Source organism: Promicromonospora sp. MEB111, assembly GCF_030209445.1.
In the GTDB taxonomy this organism is placed as follows: domain Bacteria; phylum Actinomycetota; class Actinomycetes; order Actinomycetales; family Cellulomonadaceae; genus Promicromonospora.
In genome coordinates this window covers 47,278-69,244 of record NZ_JARVSD010000019.1, presented here as the reverse complement: position 1 = coordinate 69,244, position 21,967 = coordinate 47,278, and the positions used below count along the sequence as shown (strand labels likewise).

Sequence of the window (21,967 nt, the reverse complement as noted above, 5' to 3'; positions counted from 1 at the left end):
AACTCACCCGGGGCCGGGTGCCCGACGCCGATCCGTGCGCCGGACACCCGGCCCCGCCGTGTCGACCAGTACCCGGCAGCGTCGAGAACGGGGAGCCATTTTTCACCCGCTCTATGGGACGATGATGGCGTGTCGAGCGCACTGGTCGGCATCGGTCCGACCCCTGTCGAAGTACCGCCCGTCGTGCACGACCTGGCCGGACGACTGCGGCCCGTCGCGACGGTCGTTCCCGTGTGGCGCAACGAGTACGGCGGTCTCACTGCCCGGCTCGAGGACCCACGGCGGGAGACCGGTCCGACGTCGGACACCGCCGGGCGGAGCGCTTACCTCAAGTGGGTACCCCGCGCGTCGGCCTGCCCGGACCCGTTCGCCGAGGCGGACCGGCTGACCTGGGCCGGATCGTTCACGGCGGTGCCCCGCGTGCTCGCCGTGGGACGCGACCCGCACGGCTCCTGGCTGCTCACCGAGACCGTCGAGGTGGGCGGCGCGCTCGCGACGTCCGCCATCGAACCCCGCTGGCGCGCCCTCGCGAAGCGTTCGGCGATCGCCGTCGGCCTGGGCCTGCGCCGGTTCCACGACGCGCTCCCCACCGACACCTGCCCGTTCGTCCGCACGGCGGAGCTGCGCGTCGCCGCCCTCACGACCACGACCGGCGCGGCGTCCCGGGCGCCGATCGCGACGACGCTGGGCAGCCCGCCGCCGGTGGACCGGCTGGTCGTGTGCCACGGCGACGCGACCGTGCCCAACACGCTGCTGGACCGCGGCGGCCGGTTCGCGGCCCACGTCGACGTCGGGGACCTGGGCGTGGCCGACCGCTGGTCCGACATCGCGGTGACCACGCGCAGCGTCACCCGCCGCTACGGCCCGGGGCTGGAGCCGCTGGTCCTGGCCGCCTACGGCGTCGCGCCCGACCCCGAACGCACCACCTACTACCGGGCCCTCTGGGACGCCGAGGAGGCGCTCCGGGTGCGGCGCGTCGGGCAGCCCAGCCCGTGCTGCCCCGACCAGCGGGATCCCGGCCGGCGAGATCCCGGCCGGCGACGTCACCTGCGGCCCGCGTCGTAGACGCGGTGCATCACCAGCTCGATCGGGCCCCGCGGCCATCTGCGCAGCCACAGGGGCGCCGCCACCATCAGCGTCAGCGAGATGCCCGCCCAGATCAGCACGACCTGCCACGGCTCGCCTCCGGCGAGGCCGAGACCCCAGTCGAAGCAGATCACCGAGGCGAGCACGTTCTGCAGCACGTAGCAGGACAGCGCCGTCCGCCCGACCCCCTCGACGCCGCGCCGCAGCAGGCTCGGCGAGCCGCCCGGCCGAAGACGGGCGACGAGCGTCGTACCCAGGGCGAGGATCCCCAGCGCCACCAGCGGCGGGACCAGGTAGCGGTCCACGAGGACCCAGCCCGGCCCGGCCCACGTGGTCAGCGCGTTCAGCGGCACACCGGCCCCCAGCCCGATCCACGCGAGCCGACGACGCAGCCGCGCCCCCTCCTCCGTCGTCGAGAACATCCCGGCGCGGACGAGCCGTGAGCCCACGAGGAACAGCACCGTGGCCGACGGCACGATGAGGAGCAGCTCGATCCGGAACACGTCCATGTGCGTGAGCCGCAGCACCACCTGGTCCAGCCAGCTCGCGGTCGACAGGCTCGCTGCGCCGTCGCCCGCGGCGGCCGGCGCGCCCTGCCCGCCCCGCTGGCCCTGTCCGCCCTGCTGTCCGCCTCCCGCGTCCGAGGTGCTGACCAGCAGTGCGGTGAGCGCCACGATCGCCGCGACGTAGACGCCGGCCACCACGCCGCCCCAGACGCGCACCACCCGGTCGCTGCGTCCGACCAGGTAGGCGGCGAGCAGCGACGCGATCGCGTACCCCATCAGCACGTCGAACTCGAAGACCAGCACGTAGTGCAGCAGACCCTCGACGAAGAGGATCGCGGCCCGGAGCACGTACCGGCCGGGCCACGGCAGGCCCTGCCGCACCATGGAGCGGTACTGCAGCTCGAGCCCCACCCCGAAGAGCAGGGTGAGCAGTGCGAGGAACTTCCCGTTGGACAGCGCCTGCAGCACGGTCCGCACCGGGTCGTCGGTGGCGAAGCCGTCCGAGAGCCACGCCGCCGGACCGCCCGGGGTGGTGAACAGCCAGATGTTGCTCGCGAGGGTGCCGAGGATCGCGATCCCGCGCAGCACGTCGAGCGCGAGGATCCGGCCGCTCGCGCCCGTGGGAACGGCGGCGGACGACGGGGTCCGCGACACGACGGGCGAGGTTGGTGTGGCCGTGCTCGACGGCTGGTTGGCGGGCATGTCCCGAGCCTGTCGCGGTCCGGGCGCCACGGCGTCGGCCATCCGGCCGATCTCCGCACGGCGGCATACATCGTTCGGAGGAGGCCGGTTCGGAGGAGGCCGGTTCGGCGGACACGGACGGCGCACCCGGACGGCGCACCCGGAATTCACCTCGTGGTCACGGGGCCCGGTCTGCCACCCTGGGCCCATGACGATCCCCGCCGAAGCGGTCTCGGTGCCCGACGTCGTGCGCGAGCTGGCCGGCGACGGAGTCATCACGCCGGCCTGGCGCAACGAGCTGGGCGGCCTGACCTTCCGGGTCGACCGCTCGCCACAGCCCACGACGCACCCCGCGACAGACCCGACGCCGTCGTCCACCTGCTACGTCAAGTGGATGCCCTTCTCGGACCGGGCCACGACGGAACGGGTCGACCTGGCGAACGAGGCCGCGCGGATGCGCTGGGCCGAGACCTGGACGCCGGTGCCGCACGTCCTCGACGTCGGCTCCGACGAGCAGGCGAAGTGGCTGGTCACGGCCGCGATGCCCGCACGCTCCGCCGTCGACCCGCGGTGGCTCGCCGAGCCCGAGACGGCGGCCCGGGCCATCGGCGCCGGGCTGCGCGCGCTGCACGAGGCGCTGCCCGTCGACGAGTGCCCGTGGACCTGGAGCATCGAGGACCGGATGGCGATCGCCGAGGACCGGGCGGCCCGGGGCCACGCCGCCGACGGGTGGTCGGCCGAGGCGCGGGCGCGCCTCCTGGACGCACCCGAGCACGACCGGGTCGTCGTCTGCCACGGCGACGCCTGCGCGCCCAACACCCTGCTCGCCGACGACGGCACGTGGGCCGGTCACGTGGACCTCGGCGGGCTCGGCGTCGCCGACCGCTGGGCCGACCTCGCCGTCGCAACCTACAGCCTGGGGTGGAACTACGGCCCCGGGTACGACTACCTGGTCTACGAGGCGTACGGGATCGACGAGGACCCGGACCGGGTGGCCTGGTACCGCCTCCTGTGGGACCTCGGATGAGCGGGACCGACCGCGAGACCGGGGCCGGGACGGGGACCGTCACCCCGGGCCTGCTCGTCGTGACCGGTCCGCCCGGCTCCGGCAAGTCCACGGTGTCCGAGGCCCTGGCCGACCGCTGGGAGCCGAGCGTCCTGGTGGAGGGCGACGCGTTCTTCCGCTTCCTGCGGCGCGGGATGGTCCCGCCGTGGCTCCCGGAGTCGCACGCCCAGAACGACACGACGGTCCGCGCGGCGGCGGCCGCCGCGGGCGGTTTCGCCGCAGGGGGCATGGCCGTGGTCTACGACGGCGTGATCGGGCCGTGGTTCCTGCCCACGTTCGCACGGCTCGCCGGCGTCGCGGTGCTCGACTACGTGGTGCTGCTGCCGCCCGCGGAGGTCTGCCTCAAGCGGGTCGAGACGCGCACCGGCCACGGCTTCACGGACCTCGACGCCGCGCAGCACATGCACGACGACTTCGTCCGGGCGACGACGTCGCGCCCCGACGCGGCCGGCGCCGGCGGCCCGGACGCCCCACCCGGGGCCGTGCTGACCGACCTGCCGGACGACGTCGCCGGGGTGGCCGACGCGATCGTCGCGGCCATGGCCTCGGGTCGCTCCCGCTACGCCGTCGACGCCTGATCCGCGCGCCGGGCCCGGTGGGCGGCCTGGGCGTTGCGGTTGCTGCAGGTCGTGGAGCAGTAGCGCCGCGACCGGTTGCGGGACAGGTCCAGGACGATCCCCGCGCAGTCGTCGTCGGCGCACACCGCGAGGCGGGAGAGCTCGTCGTCCCGGATCACGTCGATCATCGCCATCGCCGTCTCGACCAGGATGCGCGTGGCGAGCGGCGCGTCGCTCGGCACGGCGTGGATGTGCCAGTCGGCCGGCGGGTGCCGCACGAGCTGCGGCACCGCGCCGGCGGTGGACAGCATGTCGTTCACCAGCGCGACGGCCGCGTCGCGGTCGGCGGTGAGCAGCTCACGCAGCCGCGGCTGCAGCCCGAGCACCTCCTCCAGCTCGGCCTGCGTGCTGTCGTGCCGTCCCGTGTAGCCCTGCCCGGCGAAGAACGCGTCGAGGTCGGCCACCGTCTCGATCGTGACCGGTGGCTCGCCCGCGTTCACGAGCACGACGGCGGCCTGGAGCGACTCCTCGGTGTCATGAGTGAAAACCACGTTGACACATTACTCGCTCCACTCGTAGCGTCAGGACCCATGGGCGCTGTGACACCTGACATCAACGGGCCGGTCCCCGGCGGGCCGAGCCTCGGCCGGCCGGCGCCGCGCGGGTTCCGCGCGTTCCGTGCCGTCCGGTCCGGACCGTCGCGCCACCTCGCCCTGGGCCTGGTGTTCGCCGGCGCCTCGGCCGTGGCGTTCAGCCTGTCCGGGGTGTTCGCCAGCGGACTCCTGGACACGGGCTGGAGCCCCGGCGCGATGGTGCTGGTCCGCGTGGCGATCGCCACGCTGGTGGTGCTGCCGCTCGGCATCGTGTCGCTGCGCGGCGACTGGCGGCCGGTCCGCCGCAACCTCGGGCTCATCGCGGTCTACGGCGCGGTGTCCGTCGCGGGCTGCCAGTTCGCCTACTTCTCGGCGGTGCAGCACATGCCCGTCGGGCCGGCCCTGCTCATCGAGTACACGGCGCCGGCCGCCGTGGTGCTCTGGTTCTGGCTCCGGCACGGTCAGCGCCCGACGAGGGCGACGATCGGCGGCACGCTGCTCGCCGCCGTCGGCCTCGTGCTCGTGCTGAACCTGGTCTCGGGCGCCCCGGGCGCCACGGCCGTCGACCCGGTCGGCATCGCCTGGGCCCTGGTCGCGATGCTCGGCGTCTCGACGTACTTCGTCATCAACGCGAACGTCGACACCGGCCTGCCGCCGCTCGCCCTGGCAGCCGGCGGCCTGACGACCGCGACCGTGGCCCTGGGCCTGCTCGGCGTGACCGGGCTGATGCCGCTGGAGTACAGCACGGCCTCCCCGGTCTACGCGGGCACGGCGGTGCCGTGGTGGCTGCCGCTGCTCGGCCTCGGCGTCGTCACCGCCGCGTTCGCCTACGTCGCCGGCATCGCGGCGGGCCGGCTCCTCGGCCCGCGGCTGTCCTCCTTCGTCGGGCTCTTCGAGGTCGTCTCCGCCATCGGCTTCGCCTGGCTGCTGCTCGGCGAGCTGCCGCAGCCGGTCCAGCTCGTGGGCGGCGTGCTGATCCTCGCCGGCGTGATCGCGGTCCAGGCCGGCGAGAAGCGGGTCGACGCCGCCCCCGCGGACGACCAGCCGGACGCCGTCGCCCGGACGACCCCCGCGTAGCCGGACGACCGGCGGACATCGCCGCCCCGCTTCACCCGCCTGCAAGAATGGGCAGCACCATGACCGCGCCCTCCTCGACAACGTCGACAACCTCGACCGCCCCCTCCGCCACCGACCGGCCCGCCTCGTCGTCGGGCGCCCCGAAGCCCGCGGGGACCCTGATCCCCTACCTGCCCGCGCCCACGGGCAAGGACCCCGACCCGGACGTCCTGTTCGAGAGCTTCGGCGAGTGGGCCGCGGCGGGCGGGCGCGCGCTCTACCCGCACCAGGAGGAGGCCCTCCTGGAGGTCATGACGGGGTCCCACGTGGTCCTCGCGACGCCCACGGGCTCCGGCAAGTCGATGGTCGCGATGGGCGCGCAGTTCGCCGCCCTGGCCGCCCACCGGTCCGGGCGCGGCGGCCGTACGTACTACACGGCTCCGCTCAAGGCGCTGGTGAGCGAGAAGTTCTTCGACCTGGTCGCCGCCTTCGGCTCCAAGAACGTCGGCATGATGACGGGCGACTCCGCCGTCAACCCGGACGCCCCGATCATCTGCTGCACCGCGGAGATCCTCGCGAATCTCGCGCTGCGCCGCGGCGACGCCGCGGACGAGACCGACACCGCCGCGGACGACGACGCCATCGCGCAGGTCGTCATGGACGAGTTCCACTACTACGGCGACCCGCAGCGCGGCTGGGCCTGGCAGGTGCCGCTGCTGGAGCTCACGAACACGCAGTTCATCCTGATGAGCGCCACCCTCGGTGACACCACCCGCCTGCGCGAGGACCTCGAGGAGCGCACCGGGCGGCCCGTCGCGGAGGTCGCGGGCGCCGAGCGCCCCGTGCCGCTCACCTTCTCCTACGTGGTGGAGCCGCTCACCGAGGTGATCCAGGAGCTGGTGACCACGCACCGTGCCCCGGTGTACGTCGTGCACTTCACGCAGAAGGACGCCGTCGACCGGGCACAGTCGCTGCTGTCGATGAACGTCTCCAGCAAGTCCGAGAAGGAGGCGATCATCGCGGAGATGGGCGCCTTCCGGTTCGGCACCGGGTTCGGCAAGATCCTCAGCAAGTTCCTGCGGCACGGCGTGGGCGTGCACCACGCGGGCATGCTGCCCAAGTACCGCCGCCTCGTGGAGCGCCTCACTCAGAAGGGCCTGCTCAAGGTCGTGTGCGGTACCGACACCCTCGGCGTCGGCATCAACGTGCCGATCCGCACCGTGCTCCTGACCAGCCTCGTCAAGTTCGACGGCGAGCGCATGCGCCACCTCAGCGCCCGTGAGTTCCACCAGATCGCGGGCCGTGCGGGCCGCGCCGGGTACGACACCGTGGGCGAGGTGCTCGTCATGGCGCCCGAGCACGTCATCGAGAACCGGAAGATCCTGGCCAAGGCCGGCGACGACCCGAAGAAGCTCAAGAAGATCGTGCGCAAGAAGGCGCCGTCGGGCTCCGTGAACTGGACCGACGCCACGTTCGAGCGCCTGCGCGACGCCGATCCCGAGCCCCTGGTCTCCCAGTTCCGCGTGAACCACGCGATGGTGCTCAACGTGCTGGCCCGCGCCTCGGCGCGCTCGGGCGGCGACGCGGGTGACCCCGTGGACGCCATGCGCCACCTCCTGACCGCCAACCACGACTCGGAGACGCAGCAGGCCGAGCACGTGCGGCAGGCGTTCCGCATCTACCGCTCGCTGCGGCTCGCGGGCGTCGTGGAGAAGGTCCGGGTGCCCGACGGCGACGGCCGGCTCCGCCCGTCGGCCCGCCTCATGGTGGACCTCCCCCGCGACTTCGCGCTGAACCAGCCGCTGTCCCCGTTCGCCCTGGCGGCCATGGACCTGCTCGACGTCGAGAGCCCGACGCACGCGCTCGACGTCGTCTCCGTCATCGAGGCGACCCTCGACGACCCGCGCCAGGTGCTCATGGGCCAACAGAACCGGGCACGCGGCGAGGCGGTCGCCGCCATGAAGGCCGAGGGGCTCGAGTACGAGGAACGCATGGAGCTGCTGGAGGAGGTCACGTGGCCCAAGCCGCTGGCCGACCTCCTGGAGCCGGCGTTCCAGACCTACCGCCGCACCAACCCGTGGGTCGCCGACGCCGAGCTGTCGCCCAAGTCCGTGGTGCGCGACATGGTCGAGAAGGCCATGACGTTCGCCGAGATCGTCAGCGTGTACGGGCTGGAGCGCACCGAAGGCGTGGTGCTGCGCTACCTCGCCGACGCGTTCCGGGCCGTGCGCCAGGTGGTCCCCGACGAGCACCGCACCGAGGAGGTGCAGGAGATCATCGAGTGGCTCGGCGAGCTCGTGCGCGGCGTGGACTCCTCCTTGCTCGACGAGTGGGAGCGCTTGGCCAACCCTGTGGACGACGACGCCGACCTCGTGACGGACGGCGAGCTGGCCGACGCCGGCGCCGAGGCGCCCGCCCGGCCCGTCACCGGCAACCCGCGCGCGTTCCGGCGCCTGGTCCGCAACGCGATGTTCCGGCGCGTCGAGCTCGTCGCCCGCGAGGCCTACCCGGCGCTGGCCGCGCTCGACCAGGGCTGGGACGCCGACGCCTGGGGCGACGCCCTGGACCCGCTGTTCGAGGAGCAGGGCGACGACGCCGTCGGCATCGGCCCGGAGGCCCGCTCGGCCGCCCTGCTCACGATCCTCGAACCTGGCGCGGAGCTGCCGACCAGCAGCGCGGGCCCGGGCGGGCCGGACGGAGAGACCGGCCGCGTCGAGCCCGGCACCTGGTGGGTGCGGCAGGTGCTCGACGACGCCGACCGCAACCGCGACTGGGCCATCACCGCGCGGGTCGACCTGGCGGCGAGCGACGAGGCCGGCGAGGTCGTGCTGACGGTGGTCGCCGTCGGCCAGATCTAGGCGCCGCGGGAAGATTTCCCGGGCGATTTACCGTCTATTTACCCAAGTTCGGCCGTGGCATAAACTCCGGTATTGAAGATCCGGTCAGCAGTGCCGCACCGGCACTGCCTGGACACAGGAGTGCCAATGACGACGCACCTGCCCTCTCCCGACCGCTCCAGCCACCGCAACCGACACCCGTCCGCCCGCCGGGCCCTCGGCCTGCTCGTCTCGACCTGCCTCGCCGCCGCCACGGCCGTCGCGGCGGCGGGGCCGGCGGCCGCGGCTCCCCTGACCGCCGACGGCCCCGGCGTCGGCACCCCGTGGGTCGTGACCCTCGGGGACTCCTACATCTCCGGCGAGGCCGGCCGCTGGGCCGGCAGCTCCAACAGCGACTCCGACCGGGCCGACGCCCTGGGGCCGACCGCCTACTACGACAACGCCGGCGGGACGGGCGAGACCATCGCGCGCTGCCACCGTGCCTCCTCCGCCGAGGCACACATCGGCGGCGGCGTGAACGGCCTCAACCTCGCCTGCAGCGGGGCCACGACCGCCACCTCGACCGGCACGTACTTCAAGCCGGGCATCGACTTCTACGAGGGCTCCGCCGGGAAGGGCCAGGCCCGCATGCTCCAGGAGGCAGCCGCCACCAGGAACGTCCGCATGGTCGTCGTCTCGATCGGCGGGAACGACTTCCAGTTCGCGAGCGTCGTCCAGAGCTGCGTGGTCAACTTCCTCACCTCGCCGACCTGGTGGAAGAACTACTGCCACGACGACAGCTCGGTCACGGCCAGCTTCACCGCCTCGAACGTCGCCACGATCCGGGCCCGGGTGGCGGGCGCGCTCCGCAACGTCGCGACCGCGATGAGCAACGCCGGGTACAGCACCGGCCAGTGGACCCTCGTGGTCCAGACCTACCCGTCGCCCGTGCCGAACGGCTCCGGGATCCGCTACTCGGAGTCGGGGTACACGCGCCAGTCCACCGGCGGGTGCGGCCTCTGGAACCAGGACGCCGACTGGGCCAACTCCACGGCCCTGCCCACCATCAACGGCGCGCTGCTGGGCGCCGCCTCCGACGTCGGGCTGCCGAACGTCCGCACCCTCGACATGACGCACGCGTTCGACGGCAAGCGGTTGTGCGAGACCGGGGTCGGTCTCTACGAGGAGGTAGGCCTGCCGAGCTGGCAGTCGCCCGGCGCGGTCGACCGGACCGAGTGGGTCAACCAGATCCGGACGGTCAGCACGATCGGCGACTCGCCCTACTACGTCCAGGAGTCGCTGCACCCCAGCTACTGGGGGCAGCTCGCGATGCGCAACTGCCTGCGCCAGGTCTGGAACGCCGGCAACCCGCGCAGCGGAAGCTGCACGGTCGGCAATCTCGGCACGGCGAAGCTGAGCCCGACGGGCGAACCGGTCATGTCGCTCCGCTGACCCGCTCCGCTCCGGAGGTGTCAGACGTACAGGTCACCGGGATGACCTGTACGTCTGACACCTCCCAGGCGGGGGTCAGAGCAGGTCCAGCAGTCCGCGGCCGAGGGTCGCGAGACCGCCGATGTAGGCGAGCGTCACGAGCACCTTGCGCGTGGCACTCGCCGAGATGCGCCCGACGAGCAGCTCGCCCAGCCCGACGGAGGCCAGGAGCGCGACGCCGACGGTCGCCCACTCCCAGGCCGCGAAGGAGGGGAACGTGGCCTCGGCGAAGAGGAGCTTCGCCGTCATCGCGGCGACCGCGTTGGTGAGGAAGATCGGCTGGGCGGTGGCCGCGAAGTCGCGCGGGTCCCAGCGGTCGAGCACGGAGTAGACGGCGATGGGCGGTCCCCCGATCCCGGCGGCGACGCTGCCGAACCCCGCAGCCGCACCCGTGACGAGGAGCGGGAGCCGGGCCTCCGGTGCGAAGGGCCGCTCCGCGCCGCGCAGGCGCGAGGTCACCAGCGCGAGCGTCATGGCGACCACGACCACGGCGCCCACGCCGATCTCCAGGGCGGACGCGCTCGCGTCCCGGATGACCAGGGCCGCCGGCACGCTCATGGCGACCGAGGCGCTCACCAGCCAGCCGTAGCGGCGCCAGTTCACGCGGCGGATGGTGCGCCCGAGCACGAGCAGGGCCATCACCGCGCCCACGAGGTTGACGAACAGGACGCCCTCGATCGGGCCGATGAGGAGCACGATGAACGGCCCGGCGACGAGCCCGAAGCCCATTCCCGCGACGCGCTGCAGGGAGCCCCCGACGAGGATGGCGAGGACGAGGAGGGCGAGCACGCCCCCTACGCTAGCCACGTAGTTTCCGACCGGACTCCAGGGGATTGGGGGCCCCGGGCCGACGGCGGCGTCCGTACCGCAAAACCGTTGCGCCGGCGCGCGGCCCGCACGGCACAATCGCGTCGTGGCCAAGAACTCGAAGTCCGCCCGCGCCAGCCACGGGACGCCCGCCGTCGTGACCCTGGAGAAGTCGGGCGTGCCGCACACGCTGCACCCCTACGAGCACGACCCGACGAGCGACATCGGCTACGGCATGGAGGCCGCGGAGGCGATCGGCGTCGACGCGCCGCAGGTGTTCAAGACCCTGCTGGCCGACGTCGACGGGAAGCTCGTGGTGGGCATCGTGCCCGTGGACCGCAAGCTGGACCTCAAGGCGCTGGCCCGCGCGGCCGGCGGCAAGAAGGCCGCGATGGCCGATCCCGCGGCGGCCGAGCGGGCCACCGGGTACGTGGTGGGCGGCATCTCGCCGCTGGGGCAGAAGACCCGGCACACCACGGTGCTGGACGAGTCCGCCGAGGCGTTCGACGTCGTCTACGTGTCCGGCGGCCGGCGCGGGCTCGACGTCGGCCTCGCGCCGGCCGACCTGCTGACGCTCACGAACGGGACGACGGCCCCGATCGCGCGCGACTGAGCCGGAGGCTCAGGCCGCCGCGGCCTGCTTGCGGTAGGTCGGCAGCAGCGCGTCGCTGGGGACGATCTGCTTGCCGAGCGGCATGAGCGAGACCGGGATGAGCTTGAGGTTGGCCCAGGCCATCGGGATGCCGATGATCGAGATCACCAGCGGGATCGCGGTGAGGACGTGCCCCAGCGCGAGCCACCAGCCGGCGACGATCACCCAGATGACGTTGCCGATCAGGGAGAAGATGCCGGAGCGCGGGCTCTCGATGACCTCACGCCCGAACGGCCACAGGGCGTATCCCGCGATGCGGAAGGACGCGACGCCGAACGGGATGGTGACGATGAGCAGGCAGCAGATGATCCCCGCGAGCATGTACCCGAGCCACAGCCCGAACCCCGCGAAGATGACCCAGATGATGTTCAGCAGAGTTCTCATGGGACCCATCCTTCCGTAGAGCAGCAGGTCACGGAACCAGGCACCTCCCTGATCCGACCCTGAGCGTCCCGGCGTGATCGGCGACGGCGCCGGGCCCGCACGCGGCCTCCGGTCCAGTCTGCCGACGTCCGCCTGCCCCGGCACCCCGAAATAGACTCGCCCCGTGCCCGACCAGCCCCAGCCCGCCACTCCGCCCTCGTCAGCACAGCCTTCGGCAGCGGAGCCCCCGGCAGTGCAGCCTCAGCCCGCACCCGGCACGGTCGCCGACCGGCTCGCGACCGTCCGGGGCCGCATCGCCGCGGCCGCCGACGCCGCCGGGCGTGGCCCGGAGGAGGTGCGGCTGCTGGTCGCGACCAAGACGCAGACGGCGGACGCCGTGCTCGAGGCGCTGGCCGCGGGCGTCGACCTGATCGGCGAGAACCGGGTGCAGGAGCTCGTCGCGAAGGCACCGGCCGTGGCCGGCCGGCTGGCGGACGGCACGCTCCAGGTGCACATGATCGGCCACCTGCAGCGCAACAAGATCAACCAGGTGCTGGCCACCGCCACGGGCCTGGAGACGCTCGACTCGCTCGACCTGGCGCGGGCGATCTCGGACCGCTGCGTGCGCGACGGCCGCACCGGCGACACCGCCCTGGACGTGATGGTGCAGGTCAACGTGACCGGCGAGGACAGCAAGTCCGGTGTCGGGCCGGAGGACGCCGGAGCGCTCGCCACCGCCGTCGCCGCCCTGCCCGGCCTGCGCCTGACCGGGTTCATGACCATCGGCGCGCGCCTGGAGGGATCCTCGGAGCAGACCGTCCGCGCGGGGTTCGCCCGGCTGCGTGCGATCCGCGACGAGGTGCTCGCGTCGGGGGCACCGGGGACGGGTTCGGCGACGGAGCTGTCGATGGGCATGACCGGCGACCTGGAGCTCGCGATCGCGGAGGGCGCGACGATCGTACGGGTGGGTACGGCGGTCTTCGGCCCGCGCCCAGCACCCTGACCGGCACCGGCGCAGGCGCCGGCAACCGGACCGCCGTCGTGACCGCCACCACTCTTTGACCCAGGTCACAGACGCGCCGCCGCCTCGGCGGCTACCGTCTTGGGGTCCCCCCGCCGACTCCTTGGAGTGATAGAGCCATGTCCACCGTCACCGTGCTGCGGCCCGCCACCGACGCCGACATCTCTCACCTGGTGAGTCTGAACAACGCCTCGATCCCCGCCGTCCCGGACACCCCGGCCGACGACATGACCGAGCTGCTCGACGCGTCGTCGCTCGCCCTGGTCGCCGTCGACCCGCAGGCGCCCGCGGAGCCGCTCGGCTTCGTCGTGGCGCTCGACGGCGGCGAGGACTGGGAGGGCGAGAACTACGCCTGGTTCGAGGAGCGCGGCCTGGACCACCTGTACGTGGACCGCATCGTGGTGGGTGAGGGCGCCCGCGGCCGCGGGATCGGCCAGCTCTTCTACGACGCCGTGTTCGACGCCGCCCGGACCGCCGGCCACGACGTCGTCACCTGCGAGGTCAACCTGAACCCGCCGAACCCCGGGTCGATGCGCTTCCACGGCCGCCTCGGGTTCTCGGAGCGCGGTCAGCAGCTCACCAAGGGCGGCGACGTGCTGGTCGCCAAGCTCGCGGCCGACGTCCGCACCGCGGGTTCCCGGCGTCCGGTCGCGGCCTGACCGGACGCCGGGACCACCCGGCTACGCCGGCTCGATCCCCAGCCGCGCCAGCGCCTCGCGCACCGACGGCCCGCTGAACCGTCCCGGCTCGACGGCCAGCGCCGTCATCGCCGCCGACCGGTCCACGCCCGCCACGAGCATCACGAGGGCGGCCCGGAGGTCGCCGTCGGTCGCCGCGAGCGCGTTCGCGCACACGTCGGACTCCAGGTCCGTGGCCTGCGTGAGCAGGCGCACCAGGCGCTTGCGCAGCTTCTCGTTGGTCGCGAGCACCTCGACCATGAGGTTCGAGTAGGTCTTGCCGAGCCGCACCATGACCGCCGTCGAGAAGGTGTTCAGCACCATCTTCTGGGCGGTGCCCGCCTTCATGCGGGTGGAGCCCGTGATGGCCTCCGGCCCGGTGTTCACCAGGATGGGCACGTCGGCCTTGGGCGCCAGGGCGGCGAACGGGTTCGACGCGAGCAGCACGGTCCGCGCCCCGCGGGCACGGCCCATGTCGAGCGCTCCCCCGACGTACGGGGTGTTGCCGCTGGCGGCGATGCCGAACACGACGTCCGCCGGCCCGACGTCGGACACGAGCGCGGCGCCGGCCTCGACGTCGTCCTCCGCGCCCTCGGCCGCCTTCTTGAAGGCGCCCAGGCCGCCGGCCAGGTGCGGCACGAACATCTCCTCGCCCACGCCGTACGTGGGCAGCAGCTCCGCGGCGTCCAGCAGGCCCATGCGGCCGGACGTGCCCGAGCCCACGTAGTGCACCCGGCCGCCGGCGCGGATGCCGTCCACCGCCAGGTCGATCGCCTCCACGATGCGCGGGTGCGCCGCGCGTACCGCGGCGATGACGGCGGCGTCCTCGTCGGTGATCATGCGCACCATGTCCGCCGTGGAGACCACGTCGATGTCACGGGTGCGCGGGTTGCGCTCCTCGGTGGGTGAGACCGGGCGCGGCGCCGACTGTGCGTGCCGTTCGAATCCCGCCTCCGCGATCATCGGCGAGCCCCCTTCGTTCTGCTTGCTCTGTGCTCTTGGACTTCGTGCTCGTACTGCTCGTGCTGCTCGATCTCGTTCCGCGGTCCCACGCCCCGCAGGCGCTCGACGGCCGCTGCCGCGTTCGCCCGACCGGTCCCGCACGCCACCACCACCGCCGGGCCACCACCGCTCAGCGTCCCGAACCAGTCACCGACCGGCCCGGGAAGTCCCGTGTGCACCACCACCAGATCCGGGCGCACCGCCCAGAGCCGCTCCAGCCGGCCCCGTTCGGCCGAACCCGGGACGGGTTCGCGGGTGATCACGACGAGCGGTTCGGCCCGACGTGGAGCGCCCTCAGGAAATTCTGCGCCACGTTCGGTACCGGTTCTGTCGAGATCCGCCGATACACCGTACCGGGTGAATCGGGCAATAAGCACTCCAAGTCCATCATCGTCCAGTCCGAGCCCCTTCGACAGGGGCTCGGGCAGGGTTCCGGGGCGAGCTTCGGGCGAACCTTCGGGCAGCGCGTCGGGCGCCTCCGGGCCGGGCCACTCCCGCACCCCCGGCCAGACGTCGGCGATCGCCGTCTGGACGTGCCGGGCCTTGCGTCCGGCGGCGTGGTCGAGCCGGACGCGCAGGTCCACCACGTCAGGCCGGGCGTCCCGCCCGAACGGCACCAGGCGCGCGCCCCGCACCCGCACCACGGCGTCCGCGATGCCCGCGCCCAGCTGGGCCAGGTCCGCGAGCGCCCGCCGCGCGGCGTCGGCGTCGGTCACGGCGCCCACGGCGGCCCGCCGGTCGTGGACTGCGGCCACGAGCGCGCGCGTCCGTGCCCCGGACTCCTCGAGCCGCTCGACGCTCACGCGCCCGGAGGCGACCGCCTCGGTGAGCGCGTCGTAGGACTCGGTGTAGAGGGCGGGGTCGAGGCCGAGGCAGAGGAGGTCCGCGCCGGCCTCGACGGCGCGGACGGCGGCCTCGCCCACCGAGCCGGTGAGCTCGCGCAGGGCGCCCATGTCGAGCGCGTCGGTGATGACCGGTCCGTCGTGGCCGAGCTCCCGCAGCAGGCGCGTCGCCGCCGGCTCGATCGACGCGGGCGCCGGTCCGACGGCGGGGAACAGCACGTGCGCGGTCATGACGGCGTCGAGCCGGGACTGGTCGCGCCGCGACGCGTCGAGCCCGGACGGCTCCGCACCGAGCCGCCCCTCGGGGCACAGGGCTCGCGCGAACGGGACGAGGTCGCGGGCCCGGACGACGTCGAGCGGCTCGTCGACGACCGGCAGGCCCACGTGGGAGTCCACGGTGGTGGCGCCGTGGCCGGGGAAGTGCTTGCCGCACACACCCACGCCCGCGCTGCGCACACCGCGGGCGAACGCGATGCCGTGCCGGGCGACGTCGTCGGGCGTGGTGCCGAAGGCGCGCACGCCGATCACGGGGTTGTCGGGTTCGGAGACGACGTCGAGCACCGGGCCCAGCAGCAGGTCGATGCCCGTCGCGGCCAGCACGCGGCCCAGCGCCCGGCCGGCGTCCAGCGAGATCGCGCCGCCCGGCAGCACGCCGAGCGCCGCGGCCCCGGGCAGGGAGGAGCCGTCGGTGGCCTCCAGCCGCGACACGTCGCCGCCCTCCTCGTCGACGGCGATCAGCAGGTCGGGCGAGATCGCGTGCAACGCCGCGGACAGCGCGGCCGTGGTGGCGACGTCGGGCGTGTTGCGCGCGAAGTAGACGACGCCGGCCAGGCCGGCGCGGGCGGCGTCGGCCAGCCAGGCGGGCACACCGTCGCCGTCCGGCCCGACGGCGTTCTCGAACCCCGGCAGGAGCATCCCGTTGACGGCGCGCTCGGTACGACCGGCTTCGGGCCGACCAGCCTCGGGACCGGCTTGCGGCCCCGGCTCCGGCCCCTCCTTCGGTGCGTCGGTCATTCCTTCACGGCCCCCGCCGTCAGCCCCGCGGCGAGCCGACGCTGGACCAGGACGAAGAAGACCATCACGGGCACGGTGATGATGGTGGAGGCGGCCATGATGGCGCCCCAGTCGTTGGAGTGGATGCCGAAGAACGACCGCAGGCCGATCGCCACCGTGTAGTTCTCGGTCGCCCCGCCGAGCATCGTCATCGCGAAGATGAACTCGTTCCACGCCGTGATGAAGCCGAAGATGCTGGTGGCGACCAGGCCGGGCGCCACCAGCGGCAGCAGGACGGACCAGAACATGCGGCCCCAGCTCGCGCCGTCGAGGTAGGCCGCCTCCTCCAGCTCGACCGGGACCGCGGCGACGAAACCGCGCAGCATCCAGATCCCGAACGGCAGGGCGAGGGCGACGTACACCACGATCAGGCCCGTCAGGGTCTCCAGGAGCTGGAGATCGCGGACCTGCACGAACAGCGGGATGACGAGCGCCTCGAGCGGCACCATCTGCACGACGAGCACCAGCATCAGGATCTGCGTGCGCATCCGGAACCGGAAGCGGGCCACCGCGACGGACGCCAGCAGCGCGAGCGCCGAGGAGATCAGGACGGTGCCGAGCGCGACGAGCAGCGAGTTGCGCAGGAACGTGCCGAACCCGCCCTCCGTCAGCACGAACACGTAGTGGTCGAGCGTGGGCTCGGCGGGCCAGAAGCTGCTGGTGTGCCCGGCCTGCGCGTCGAGCGAGCTGTTCAGCATCCAGTAGACGGGGAACAGCGTGAACACGAGCAGCAGGGCCACGAGCACGCCCTTGCCGAGCTGCCGCAGGGGCGACCGGCGCGCGGTGCGGCGCAGCGGACGGCGGGCCGGCCGGGCGAGCGCGCCCCTGGCGGCCGGGGCCTGACGGATGGTGGTCATCGTTCCTCCTCCGCCAGGACGGTGCGCACGTAGACGGCGGTGATGACGAGCAGCAGCACCGTCAGCAGCACCGCGATCGCCGAGCCGAAGCCGTACCGGTTCTGCCCGAACGACTCGACGTACGACCACACGCCCAGGTTGAGCACCGACCGGTTGGACCCGGCGCCGCCGGGCATCAGGTAGACCTGCGCGAACACCTTGAAGTCCCAGATGGTCGACAGGATGATCACGACGGCGAACACCTGGCGCAGCTGCGGTACGACGATCGAGAAGAACCGGCGGAACGACCCGGCCCCGTCCATCTCGGCGGCCTCCAGCATCTCCTTGGGCACGCCGAGCAGCCCCGCCAGCACGGTCACCGCGACGAACGGGAAGCCGTGGTGGATCACGTTGAGCAGCACGATCGCGTAGAACGTCCACCGGTTGGTGAACCAGTTGGTCGGGTCGTCGAGCAGGCCGAGGCTCATCAGGACGTCGTTGAAGACCCCGCGGTCGGCGTCGAAGATCCACACCCACACGTACGTGCCGGTGACGGCGGGCATGGCCCAGGCGGCCATGATCGCGCTGGAGGTGACGGTGCGCCAGAAGGTGCCCAGCGAGGCGAGCAGCACGGCGACGGCCGTGCCGAACGCGACGGTGCCCACCACGGACAGCACGGCGAACCCGACGGTGTTGGGCAGCACCACCGTCCACAGCTCGGGCGTCGCCAGGATCTCGCGGAAGTTCTCCAGGCCGATCCAGTTCGGCTCGCCGGTCGTGATCTCCCGCAGGCCGTAGTCCTGCAGCGAGAAGAGGAACACCCGCACCAGGGGCCACAGCAGCAGCACCGCCAGGACGGCCAGGGCGGGGGCGAGCAGCAGCCAGGGCCGCACGACGGCGGCCCTGGCCCTGCCCAGGCGGGGAACGGTGGCTGTCGCCAGGGAGTCAGCCAAGGGTCACTCGGAACCGTTCAGCAGGCCGGTCATCTCCTCGGCGGCGGCCGTGCTCGCTCCGGCGACGTCCGAGTCCCCGGAGAGGATCGACTGCATCATCGTGCTCGTGGTGGCCTTGGCCTGCACCGAGCCGTAGGTGGGCGCGGCCGGCACCGAGGCGCCGCCGTCCACGAACTGCTCGGCGAACGGCGCGACCAGCGGGTCGGTGCTCTCCAGCGTCTCGTCGAGCAGCGACACCTGGCCCGGGAAGTACCCGGACTGCTCGGCCCACTGCTGCGCGAACTCGCCGGTGGTCATCATCTCGACGAACGTCCAGGCCAGGTCCTTGTCGTCGGCCGTCTCGAAGACGCTCAGGTGCGAGCCGCCCAGGACCGACGGCGCGATGCCGCCGTCCTGGCCCGGGATCGGCACGGCGGCGAACTTGCCCTCCATGTCCGCGTTGGCCTCGACGATCGCGCCCGGCGTCCAGGAGCCCATGACCGCCATCCCCACGTCGCCCGCGGCGAAGGAGTCGAGCACGTCGGTCTCGCGCCACGTGGTGGCGCCGGCCGACGAGTAGCCGCCCTCCGTGGCCAGCCCGGTCCAGAACCCGATGCCCTCCTGCGCCTCGGGGCTGTCGAGGCCCGAGGTCCAGGTGTCGCCGTCGAGCGTGGCGACCTCGCCGCCCGCGCCCCACACCCACGGGTAGACGGTGAACTCGGCGTCGCCGGGCACGGCGACGGCGATCTTGTCGGGGAACTCCTTCTTGAGCGCGGCCGCGGCGTCCTCGATCTCGGCCCACGTCGTGGGCGGCTCGACGCCGGCCTGCTCGAACAGCTCCGTGTTGTAGACCAGCGAGCGCACGCCGGCGTACCAGGGCATGCCGTAGAGCTGCTCGTCGTAGGTGCCGGCGTCGACCAGGCCCTCGACGAGGTCGTCGCTGACCCCGGCCGCGTCCACGTACTCGTCCAGGGGGGCGAGCGCGCCGGCGTCGGCGAACTCGGGGGTCCAGGTGGTGCCGGTCTCGGCGACGTCGGGGGTGGTCCCGCCGGCGATGGAGGTGACGAACCGGTCGTGGGCGTCGCCCCACTCGACGAACTCGACGTCGAGCGTCGCGCCGGTCTCCTCCTCGAACGCGGTCGAGACGTCGGCGAAGAAGTCCTCGGCGTCCGGGTTGGTGCCCTGCATGATCCACACGCTGAGGGTGCCGTCACCCTCGCTGTCGCCGCCGCCACCACCGCCGCAGGCGGCCGTCGTGGCCGCGAGAAGCAGGGCTCCGGTGGCTGCCGCCACGGGCCGTCGCATCGCTCGAGTCATCCTTCGGCTTCCTTCCGCTGGTCCTGCGCCGGGCGCCGCGAGAGTAGCCAGATGGTATTTCTGAGAAATGAACTTCCCAATACGCGGCATTGCGTGGAGATTACTGACCGGGTGAAGTGCATGCTAGGGGTGTTACCAAACCGTGATTGCCCATCATGGCATGGCACCTTTCACCCGCGGCTAAGGCACGCGCGCGGTCCATTCCGGAGTACCGAACTTCGACTCGACCAGAGCTCGCGCCAGCGCCCACTCGTCGGGCGTGACCTCGCCCGGCACGGTGCGGTACCGCTCGCGGAACGACGCCTCGAGCGCGTCGATCACCTCGGCGCGGCTGAGCCCCGTCTGCGAGCGCAGCGGGTCCACGCGCTTGTTGGCGCTGCGGGTGCCCTTGTCGCTGAGCTTCTCGCGCCCGATGCGCAGCACGTCGGTCATCTTGTCGGCGTCCATGTCGTACGCCATGGTCGCGTGGTGCAGCACGGCGCCCCCGGCGAGCCGCTTCTGGGCGGCGCCGGCGATCTTGCCGGCGGGCGACGCGATGTCGTTGAGCGGCACGTACGAGGCCTCGATGCCGAGGCCGTGCAGGGCGCCGATCACCCAGTCGTCGAGGAACGCGTAGGACCGTTCGAAGCTCAGCCCGTCGACGAGCGAGCCCGGCACGTACAGGGAGTAGGAGATGGTGTTGCCGGGCTCCATGAACATGGCGCCACCACCCGAGATCCGCCTGATCACGCGGGCGCCGTGCCGTGCGGCACCCTCGGAGTCGACCTCGTTGCGCAGCGACTGGAACGATCCGATGATCACCGCGGACTCGTCCCACTCCCAGAACCGCAGGGTCGGCCCGCGCCGTCCGGCGCCCAGCTCCTCGGTGAGGACCTGGTCGAGCGCGACGTTGAGCAGGGGCGAGACCGCGGGGGTGCGGATCACCTGGAACTCGTGGTCGTCCCAGGCCGTCGCGTGGCCGAGCGCGCGCCGGGTGGCGACGGCCACGGCGTCGGCGTCGAAGCCCACGGCGGTGGCGCCGTCCAGGGCGCCGCGCACCGCCTCGGCGAGCTGCGCCTTCGACGCGTCGGCGGGCATCCCGTCGAGGGCCGCGCCCATGGCCTCCAGCGCCTCGTCGGGCTCGAGGAAGAAGTCCCCGCTCACCCTGGTGCCCGTCAGGCGGCCCGGCGGACCCGCCGCCCCGTCCACCTCGGTCTCGACACGAACCAGCTTTCCGAGTGGAACCTTGAACTCTCCTCGCACGTGTTCACAGTAGGCGACGGTGCCTGTGGTGTCCGACGTCGGAGCGAGCCTTGGGTACGGAAGGTGAGGTCCGACGTCGGGCACGTCCGATATTTGGCGAGAAGAGGCGTCAGAACAGACCAGAATTTCCTCTTCTCTTTAGACAACCTTGCCCTGGTTTCGTGTCAGAATGACCTGGTGTCGGAACACTCACAGGGATTTGATGGAGTGGCGGTCGAGGGCTTTGATGCCTGGGTCGTCGCTCTCGACGTAGGCGGCAGTGGCTCGCGCCTGGTCGCAGAGTTCGGCAACTCCGTGAACCCCGAGCGGATCAGCCTCAGCGGCCGCGCCGTCAAGGTCAACCACCACGGCAGCGACGCCTCGGCCGTCGTCGCCTCCCTGTGCCAGTCGTTCAACGCGTGGGCCGCCCGGATGGGCCACCACGGCATGAGCGACGGCAGCACCGCACCCGTCTCCTCCGCGGCGGTCGGCATCACCGGCCTGACCTCGCTGGTCGAGAAGCCGCTCGAGATCCACGACATCCTCGCCCGCGAGCTGCGGACCAACCGCACCGCCGTGGCGGGTGACGCACTCACCGCACACCTCGGCGCCCTGCGCGGGCGCGCCGGAGCCGTGCTGTCGGTCGGCACGGGCGCCGTGGCGTTCGGCTACGACGGCGTGAACCGCTGGCGCCGCGCGGACGGCTGGGGACACCTGCTCGGCGACCTGGGCGCGGGCGTCTGGGTCGGCGGCGAGGCGCTGCGCGCCGCGGGCCGCTACCACGACGGCGCGAGCCGTGGTGCGTCGAAGCGCCTGCTCGAGGCGGCCGTCGCCAAGTTCGGCCTCATCGAGAGCTGGCCCAACCAGTTCTACAAGAACGCGGAGCGCGCCAAGCAGCTCGCGTCGATGGCGCCCGAGGTGATGATTGCCGCCGCCGAGGGCGACCCCACGTCGATCCGGATCCTCGAGGAGGCCGGGCGGCACCTCGCCGACACGCTGGCGAGCGCGCTCGGCCGTGACATCCCGCCGCTGGCCTCCACGACCGGTCGCCTGGTCCAGGAGGAGTCGCCGCTCACGGTGTCGCTCACCAAGCACCTCTCGGAGGACCGTCCCGACGTCTCGCTCGTACCGAGCGGAGGCTCCCCGCTGGACGGTGCGCTCCACCTGGCCCGCCGGCTGCGCGAGGCGCCCCACTCCGTGACGGGGTTCCGGCCGTGGCTCACCATCCGCGTCGACGGCCACCACACCAGCCGCGACACCCCGGAGGACGTGGGCGGCACCGACATCCTCACCGCTCAGCTCTCGGCGACCGACCTGCCTGGTGACGAGCTTCAGTGAACGACGGCAGTTCACCCGCGTGGTCCTTCACTGACGTGCTGTGCCCGGATCCCC

General features: G+C 72.8%; 20 protein-coding genes. 10 read left to right on the top strand and 10 right to left on the bottom strand.

What is annotated here, in order from left to right; translation table 11 throughout:
• The first annotated feature begins 129 nt into the window (after positions 1 to 129).
• A complete protein-coding gene (locus QRN56_RS22905) occupies positions 130 to 1,065 on the top strand; it encodes a phosphotransferase (protein WP_285107197.1) in 936 nt (311 codons plus the stop codon).
• On the opposite strand, the gene QRN56_RS22900 is transcribed toward QRN56_RS22905, so the two are convergent.
• On the bottom strand, positions 1,044 to 2,294 hold the full coding sequence (locus QRN56_RS22900) for a DUF418 domain-containing protein (protein WP_285107195.1): 1,251 nt from the start codon (positions 2,292 to 2,294) through the stop codon (positions 1,044 to 1,046). The two genes, QRN56_RS22905 and QRN56_RS22900, sit on opposite strands and share 22 nt — an antisense overlap.
• 187 nt (positions 2,295 to 2,481) lie before the next feature.
• On the opposite strand from QRN56_RS22900, the gene QRN56_RS22895 reads away from it, so the two are divergent.
• Positions 2,482 to 3,300, top strand: a complete 819-nt coding sequence (locus QRN56_RS22895; RefSeq protein WP_285107193.1) for an aminoglycoside 3'-phosphotransferase — start codon at positions 2,482 to 2,484, stop codon at positions 3,298 to 3,300.
• Positions 3,297 to 3,917, top strand: coding sequence for an AAA family ATPase (locus QRN56_RS22890; RefSeq protein WP_285107192.1), 621 nt, complete (start codon positions 3,297 to 3,299; stop codon positions 3,915 to 3,917). The genes QRN56_RS22895 and QRN56_RS22890 overlap by 4 nt, the downstream gene beginning before the upstream one ends.
• Here the strand turns inward: QRN56_RS22890 and QRN56_RS22885 are convergent.
• Positions 3,899 to 4,447, bottom strand: coding sequence for a CGNR zinc finger domain-containing protein (locus QRN56_RS22885; RefSeq protein ID WP_285107190.1), 549 nt, complete (start codon positions 4,445 to 4,447; stop codon positions 3,899 to 3,901). The two genes, QRN56_RS22890 and QRN56_RS22885, sit on opposite strands and share 19 nt — an antisense overlap.
• Positions 4,448 to 4,486: 39 nt before the next feature.
• Between QRN56_RS22885 and QRN56_RS22880 the strand changes: the two genes are divergently transcribed.
• The 3 genes from QRN56_RS22880 to QRN56_RS22870 all read left to right on the top strand — a co-directional run bounded on the left by QRN56_RS22880 (position 4,487) and on the right by QRN56_RS22870 (position 9,813).
• Positions 4,487 to 5,566, top strand: a complete 1,080-nt coding sequence (locus tag QRN56_RS22880; RefSeq protein WP_285107188.1) for an EamA family transporter — start codon at positions 4,487 to 4,489, stop codon at positions 5,564 to 5,566.
• 59 nt (positions 5,567 to 5,625) lie between these two features.
• Positions 5,626 to 8,403 carry a DEAD/DEAH box helicase gene (locus tag QRN56_RS22875; RefSeq protein WP_285107187.1) on the top strand — a complete coding sequence of 926 codons (2,778 nt, stop codon included), beginning with the start codon at positions 5,626 to 5,628 and terminating at the stop codon, positions 8,401 to 8,403.
• A gap of 126 nt (positions 8,404 to 8,529) precedes the next feature.
• Positions 8,530 to 9,813 carry an SGNH/GDSL hydrolase family protein gene (locus QRN56_RS22870; RefSeq protein ID WP_285107186.1) on the top strand — a complete coding sequence of 428 codons (1,284 nt, stop codon included), beginning with the start codon at positions 8,530 to 8,532 and terminating at the stop codon, positions 9,811 to 9,813.
• Between the two features lie 75 nt (positions 9,814 to 9,888).
• Here the strand turns inward: QRN56_RS22870 and QRN56_RS22865 are convergent, their stop codons facing one another.
• Positions 9,889 to 10,641 (bottom strand): sulfite exporter TauE/SafE family protein, encoded by a 753-nt coding sequence (locus QRN56_RS22865; RefSeq protein ID WP_285107184.1) that lies wholly within the window; start codon positions 10,639 to 10,641, stop codon positions 9,889 to 9,891.
• 124 nt (positions 10,642 to 10,765) lie between these two features.
• Here QRN56_RS22865 and ybaK point away from each other — a divergent pair, with 124 nt between their 5' ends.
• On the top strand, positions 10,766 to 11,272 hold the full coding sequence (gene ybaK, locus QRN56_RS22860) for a Cys-tRNA(Pro) deacylase (RefSeq protein WP_285107182.1): 507 nt from the start codon (positions 10,766 to 10,768) through the stop codon (positions 11,270 to 11,272).
• Between the two features lie 9 nt (positions 11,273 to 11,281).
• On the opposite strand, the gene QRN56_RS22855 is transcribed toward ybaK, so the two are convergent.
• Positions 11,282 to 11,695, bottom strand: coding sequence for a YccF domain-containing protein (locus QRN56_RS22855; RefSeq protein ID WP_285107181.1), 414 nt, complete (start codon positions 11,693 to 11,695; stop codon positions 11,282 to 11,284).
• A gap of 232 nt (positions 11,696 to 11,927) precedes the next feature.
• Here QRN56_RS22855 and QRN56_RS22850 point away from each other — a divergent pair, with 232 nt between their 5' ends.
• The gene (locus QRN56_RS22850) at positions 11,928 to 12,677 is read left to right on the top strand and encodes a YggS family pyridoxal phosphate-dependent enzyme (protein ID WP_285107179.1); all 750 of its coding nucleotides are present in this window, start codon (positions 11,928 to 11,930) and stop codon (positions 12,675 to 12,677) included.
• Positions 12,678 to 12,814: 137 nt separating this feature from the next.
• Entirely contained in the window at positions 12,815 to 13,354 is a 540-nt protein-coding gene (locus QRN56_RS22845) for a GNAT family N-acetyltransferase (RefSeq protein ID WP_285107177.1), read from the top strand.
• A 21-nt stretch (positions 13,355 to 13,375) separates the two neighbouring features.
• Here the strand turns inward: QRN56_RS22845 and murQ are convergent, their stop codons facing one another.
• From murQ to lplAB, 6 genes are all read right to left on the bottom strand, one after another.
• Positions 13,376 to 14,335 carry an N-acetylmuramic acid 6-phosphate etherase gene (gene murQ / locus QRN56_RS22840; RefSeq protein WP_285107175.1) on the bottom strand — a complete coding sequence of 320 codons (960 nt, stop codon included), beginning with the start codon at positions 14,333 to 14,335 and terminating at the stop codon, positions 13,376 to 13,378.
• A complete protein-coding gene (locus QRN56_RS22835) occupies positions 14,332 to 16,230 on the bottom strand; it encodes a glycoside hydrolase family 3 N-terminal domain-containing protein (protein WP_285107174.1) in 1,899 nt (632 codons plus the stop codon). Before QRN56_RS22835 ends, murQ begins: the two co-directional genes overlap by 4 nt.
• A complete protein-coding gene (locus tag QRN56_RS22830) occupies positions 16,227 to 17,126 on the bottom strand; it encodes a carbohydrate ABC transporter permease (protein WP_285107172.1) in 900 nt (299 codons plus the stop codon). Before QRN56_RS22830 ends, QRN56_RS22835 begins: the two co-directional genes overlap by 4 nt.
• On the bottom strand, positions 17,123 to 18,046 hold the full coding sequence (locus QRN56_RS22825) for a carbohydrate ABC transporter permease (RefSeq protein ID WP_285107304.1): 924 nt from the start codon (positions 18,044 to 18,046) through the stop codon (positions 17,123 to 17,125). Before QRN56_RS22825 ends, QRN56_RS22830 begins: the two co-directional genes overlap by 4 nt.
• A 15-nt stretch (positions 18,047 to 18,061) precedes the next feature.
• Positions 18,062 to 19,354, bottom strand: a complete 1,293-nt coding sequence (locus QRN56_RS22820; RefSeq protein WP_285107171.1) for a sugar ABC transporter substrate-binding protein — start codon at positions 19,352 to 19,354, stop codon at positions 18,062 to 18,064.
• A 180-nt stretch (positions 19,355 to 19,534) separates the two neighbouring features.
• On the bottom strand, positions 19,535 to 20,596 hold the full coding sequence (gene lplAB / locus QRN56_RS22815; RefSeq protein ID WP_285107170.1) for a lipoate-protein ligase LplAB: 1,062 nt from the start codon (positions 20,594 to 20,596) through the stop codon (positions 19,535 to 19,537).
• 177 nt (positions 20,597 to 20,773) lie between these two features.
• On the opposite strand from lplAB, the gene QRN56_RS22810 reads away from it, so the two are divergent.
• On the top strand, positions 20,774 to 21,913 hold the full coding sequence (locus tag QRN56_RS22810) for an N-acetylglucosamine kinase (RefSeq protein ID WP_285107168.1): 1,140 nt from the start codon (positions 20,774 to 20,776) through the stop codon (positions 21,911 to 21,913).
• Positions 21,914 to 21,967 lie beyond the last annotated feature (54 nt).

Excerpts from the sequence above, each read along its gene's own strand:
- QRN56_RS22900 (WP_285107195.1), bottom strand. The coding sequence starts at position 2,294 with ATGCCCGCCAACCAGCCGTCGAGCACGGCCACACCAACCTCGCCCGTC.
- QRN56_RS22895 (WP_285107193.1), top strand. The coding sequence starts at position 2,482 with ATGACGATCCCCGCCGAAGCGGTCTCGGTGCCCGACGTCGTGCGCGAG.
- QRN56_RS22890 (WP_285107192.1), top strand. The coding sequence starts at position 3,297 with ATGAGCGGGACCGACCGCGAGACCGGGGCCGGGACGGGGACCGTCACC.
- QRN56_RS22880 (WP_285107188.1), top strand. The coding sequence starts at position 4,487 with ATGGGCGCTGTGACACCTGACATCAACGGGCCGGTCCCCGGCGGGCCG.
- QRN56_RS22875 (WP_285107187.1), top strand. The coding sequence starts at position 5,626 with ATGACCGCGCCCTCCTCGACAACGTCGACAACCTCGACCGCCCCCTCC.
- QRN56_RS22870 (WP_285107186.1), top strand. The coding sequence starts at position 8,530 with ATGACGACGCACCTGCCCTCTCCCGACCGCTCCAGCCACCGCAACCGA.
- QRN56_RS22855 (WP_285107181.1), bottom strand. The coding sequence starts at position 11,695 with ATGAGAACTCTGCTGAACATCATCTGGGTCATCTTCGCGGGGTTCGGG.
- QRN56_RS22845 (WP_285107177.1), top strand. The coding sequence starts at position 12,815 with ATGTCCACCGTCACCGTGCTGCGGCCCGCCACCGACGCCGACATCTCT.
- murQ (WP_285107175.1), bottom strand. The coding sequence starts at position 14,335 with ATGATCGCGGAGGCGGGATTCGAACGGCACGCACAGTCGGCGCCGCGC.
- QRN56_RS22835 (WP_285107174.1), bottom strand. The coding sequence starts at position 16,230 with ATGACCGACGCACCGAAGGAGGGGCCGGAGCCGGGGCCGCAAGCCGGT.
- QRN56_RS22830 (WP_285107172.1), bottom strand. The coding sequence starts at position 17,126 with ATGACCACCATCCGTCAGGCCCCGGCCGCCAGGGGCGCGCTCGCCCGG.
- QRN56_RS22820 (WP_285107171.1), bottom strand. The coding sequence starts at position 19,354 with ATGACTCGAGCGATGCGACGGCCCGTGGCGGCAGCCACCGGAGCCCTG.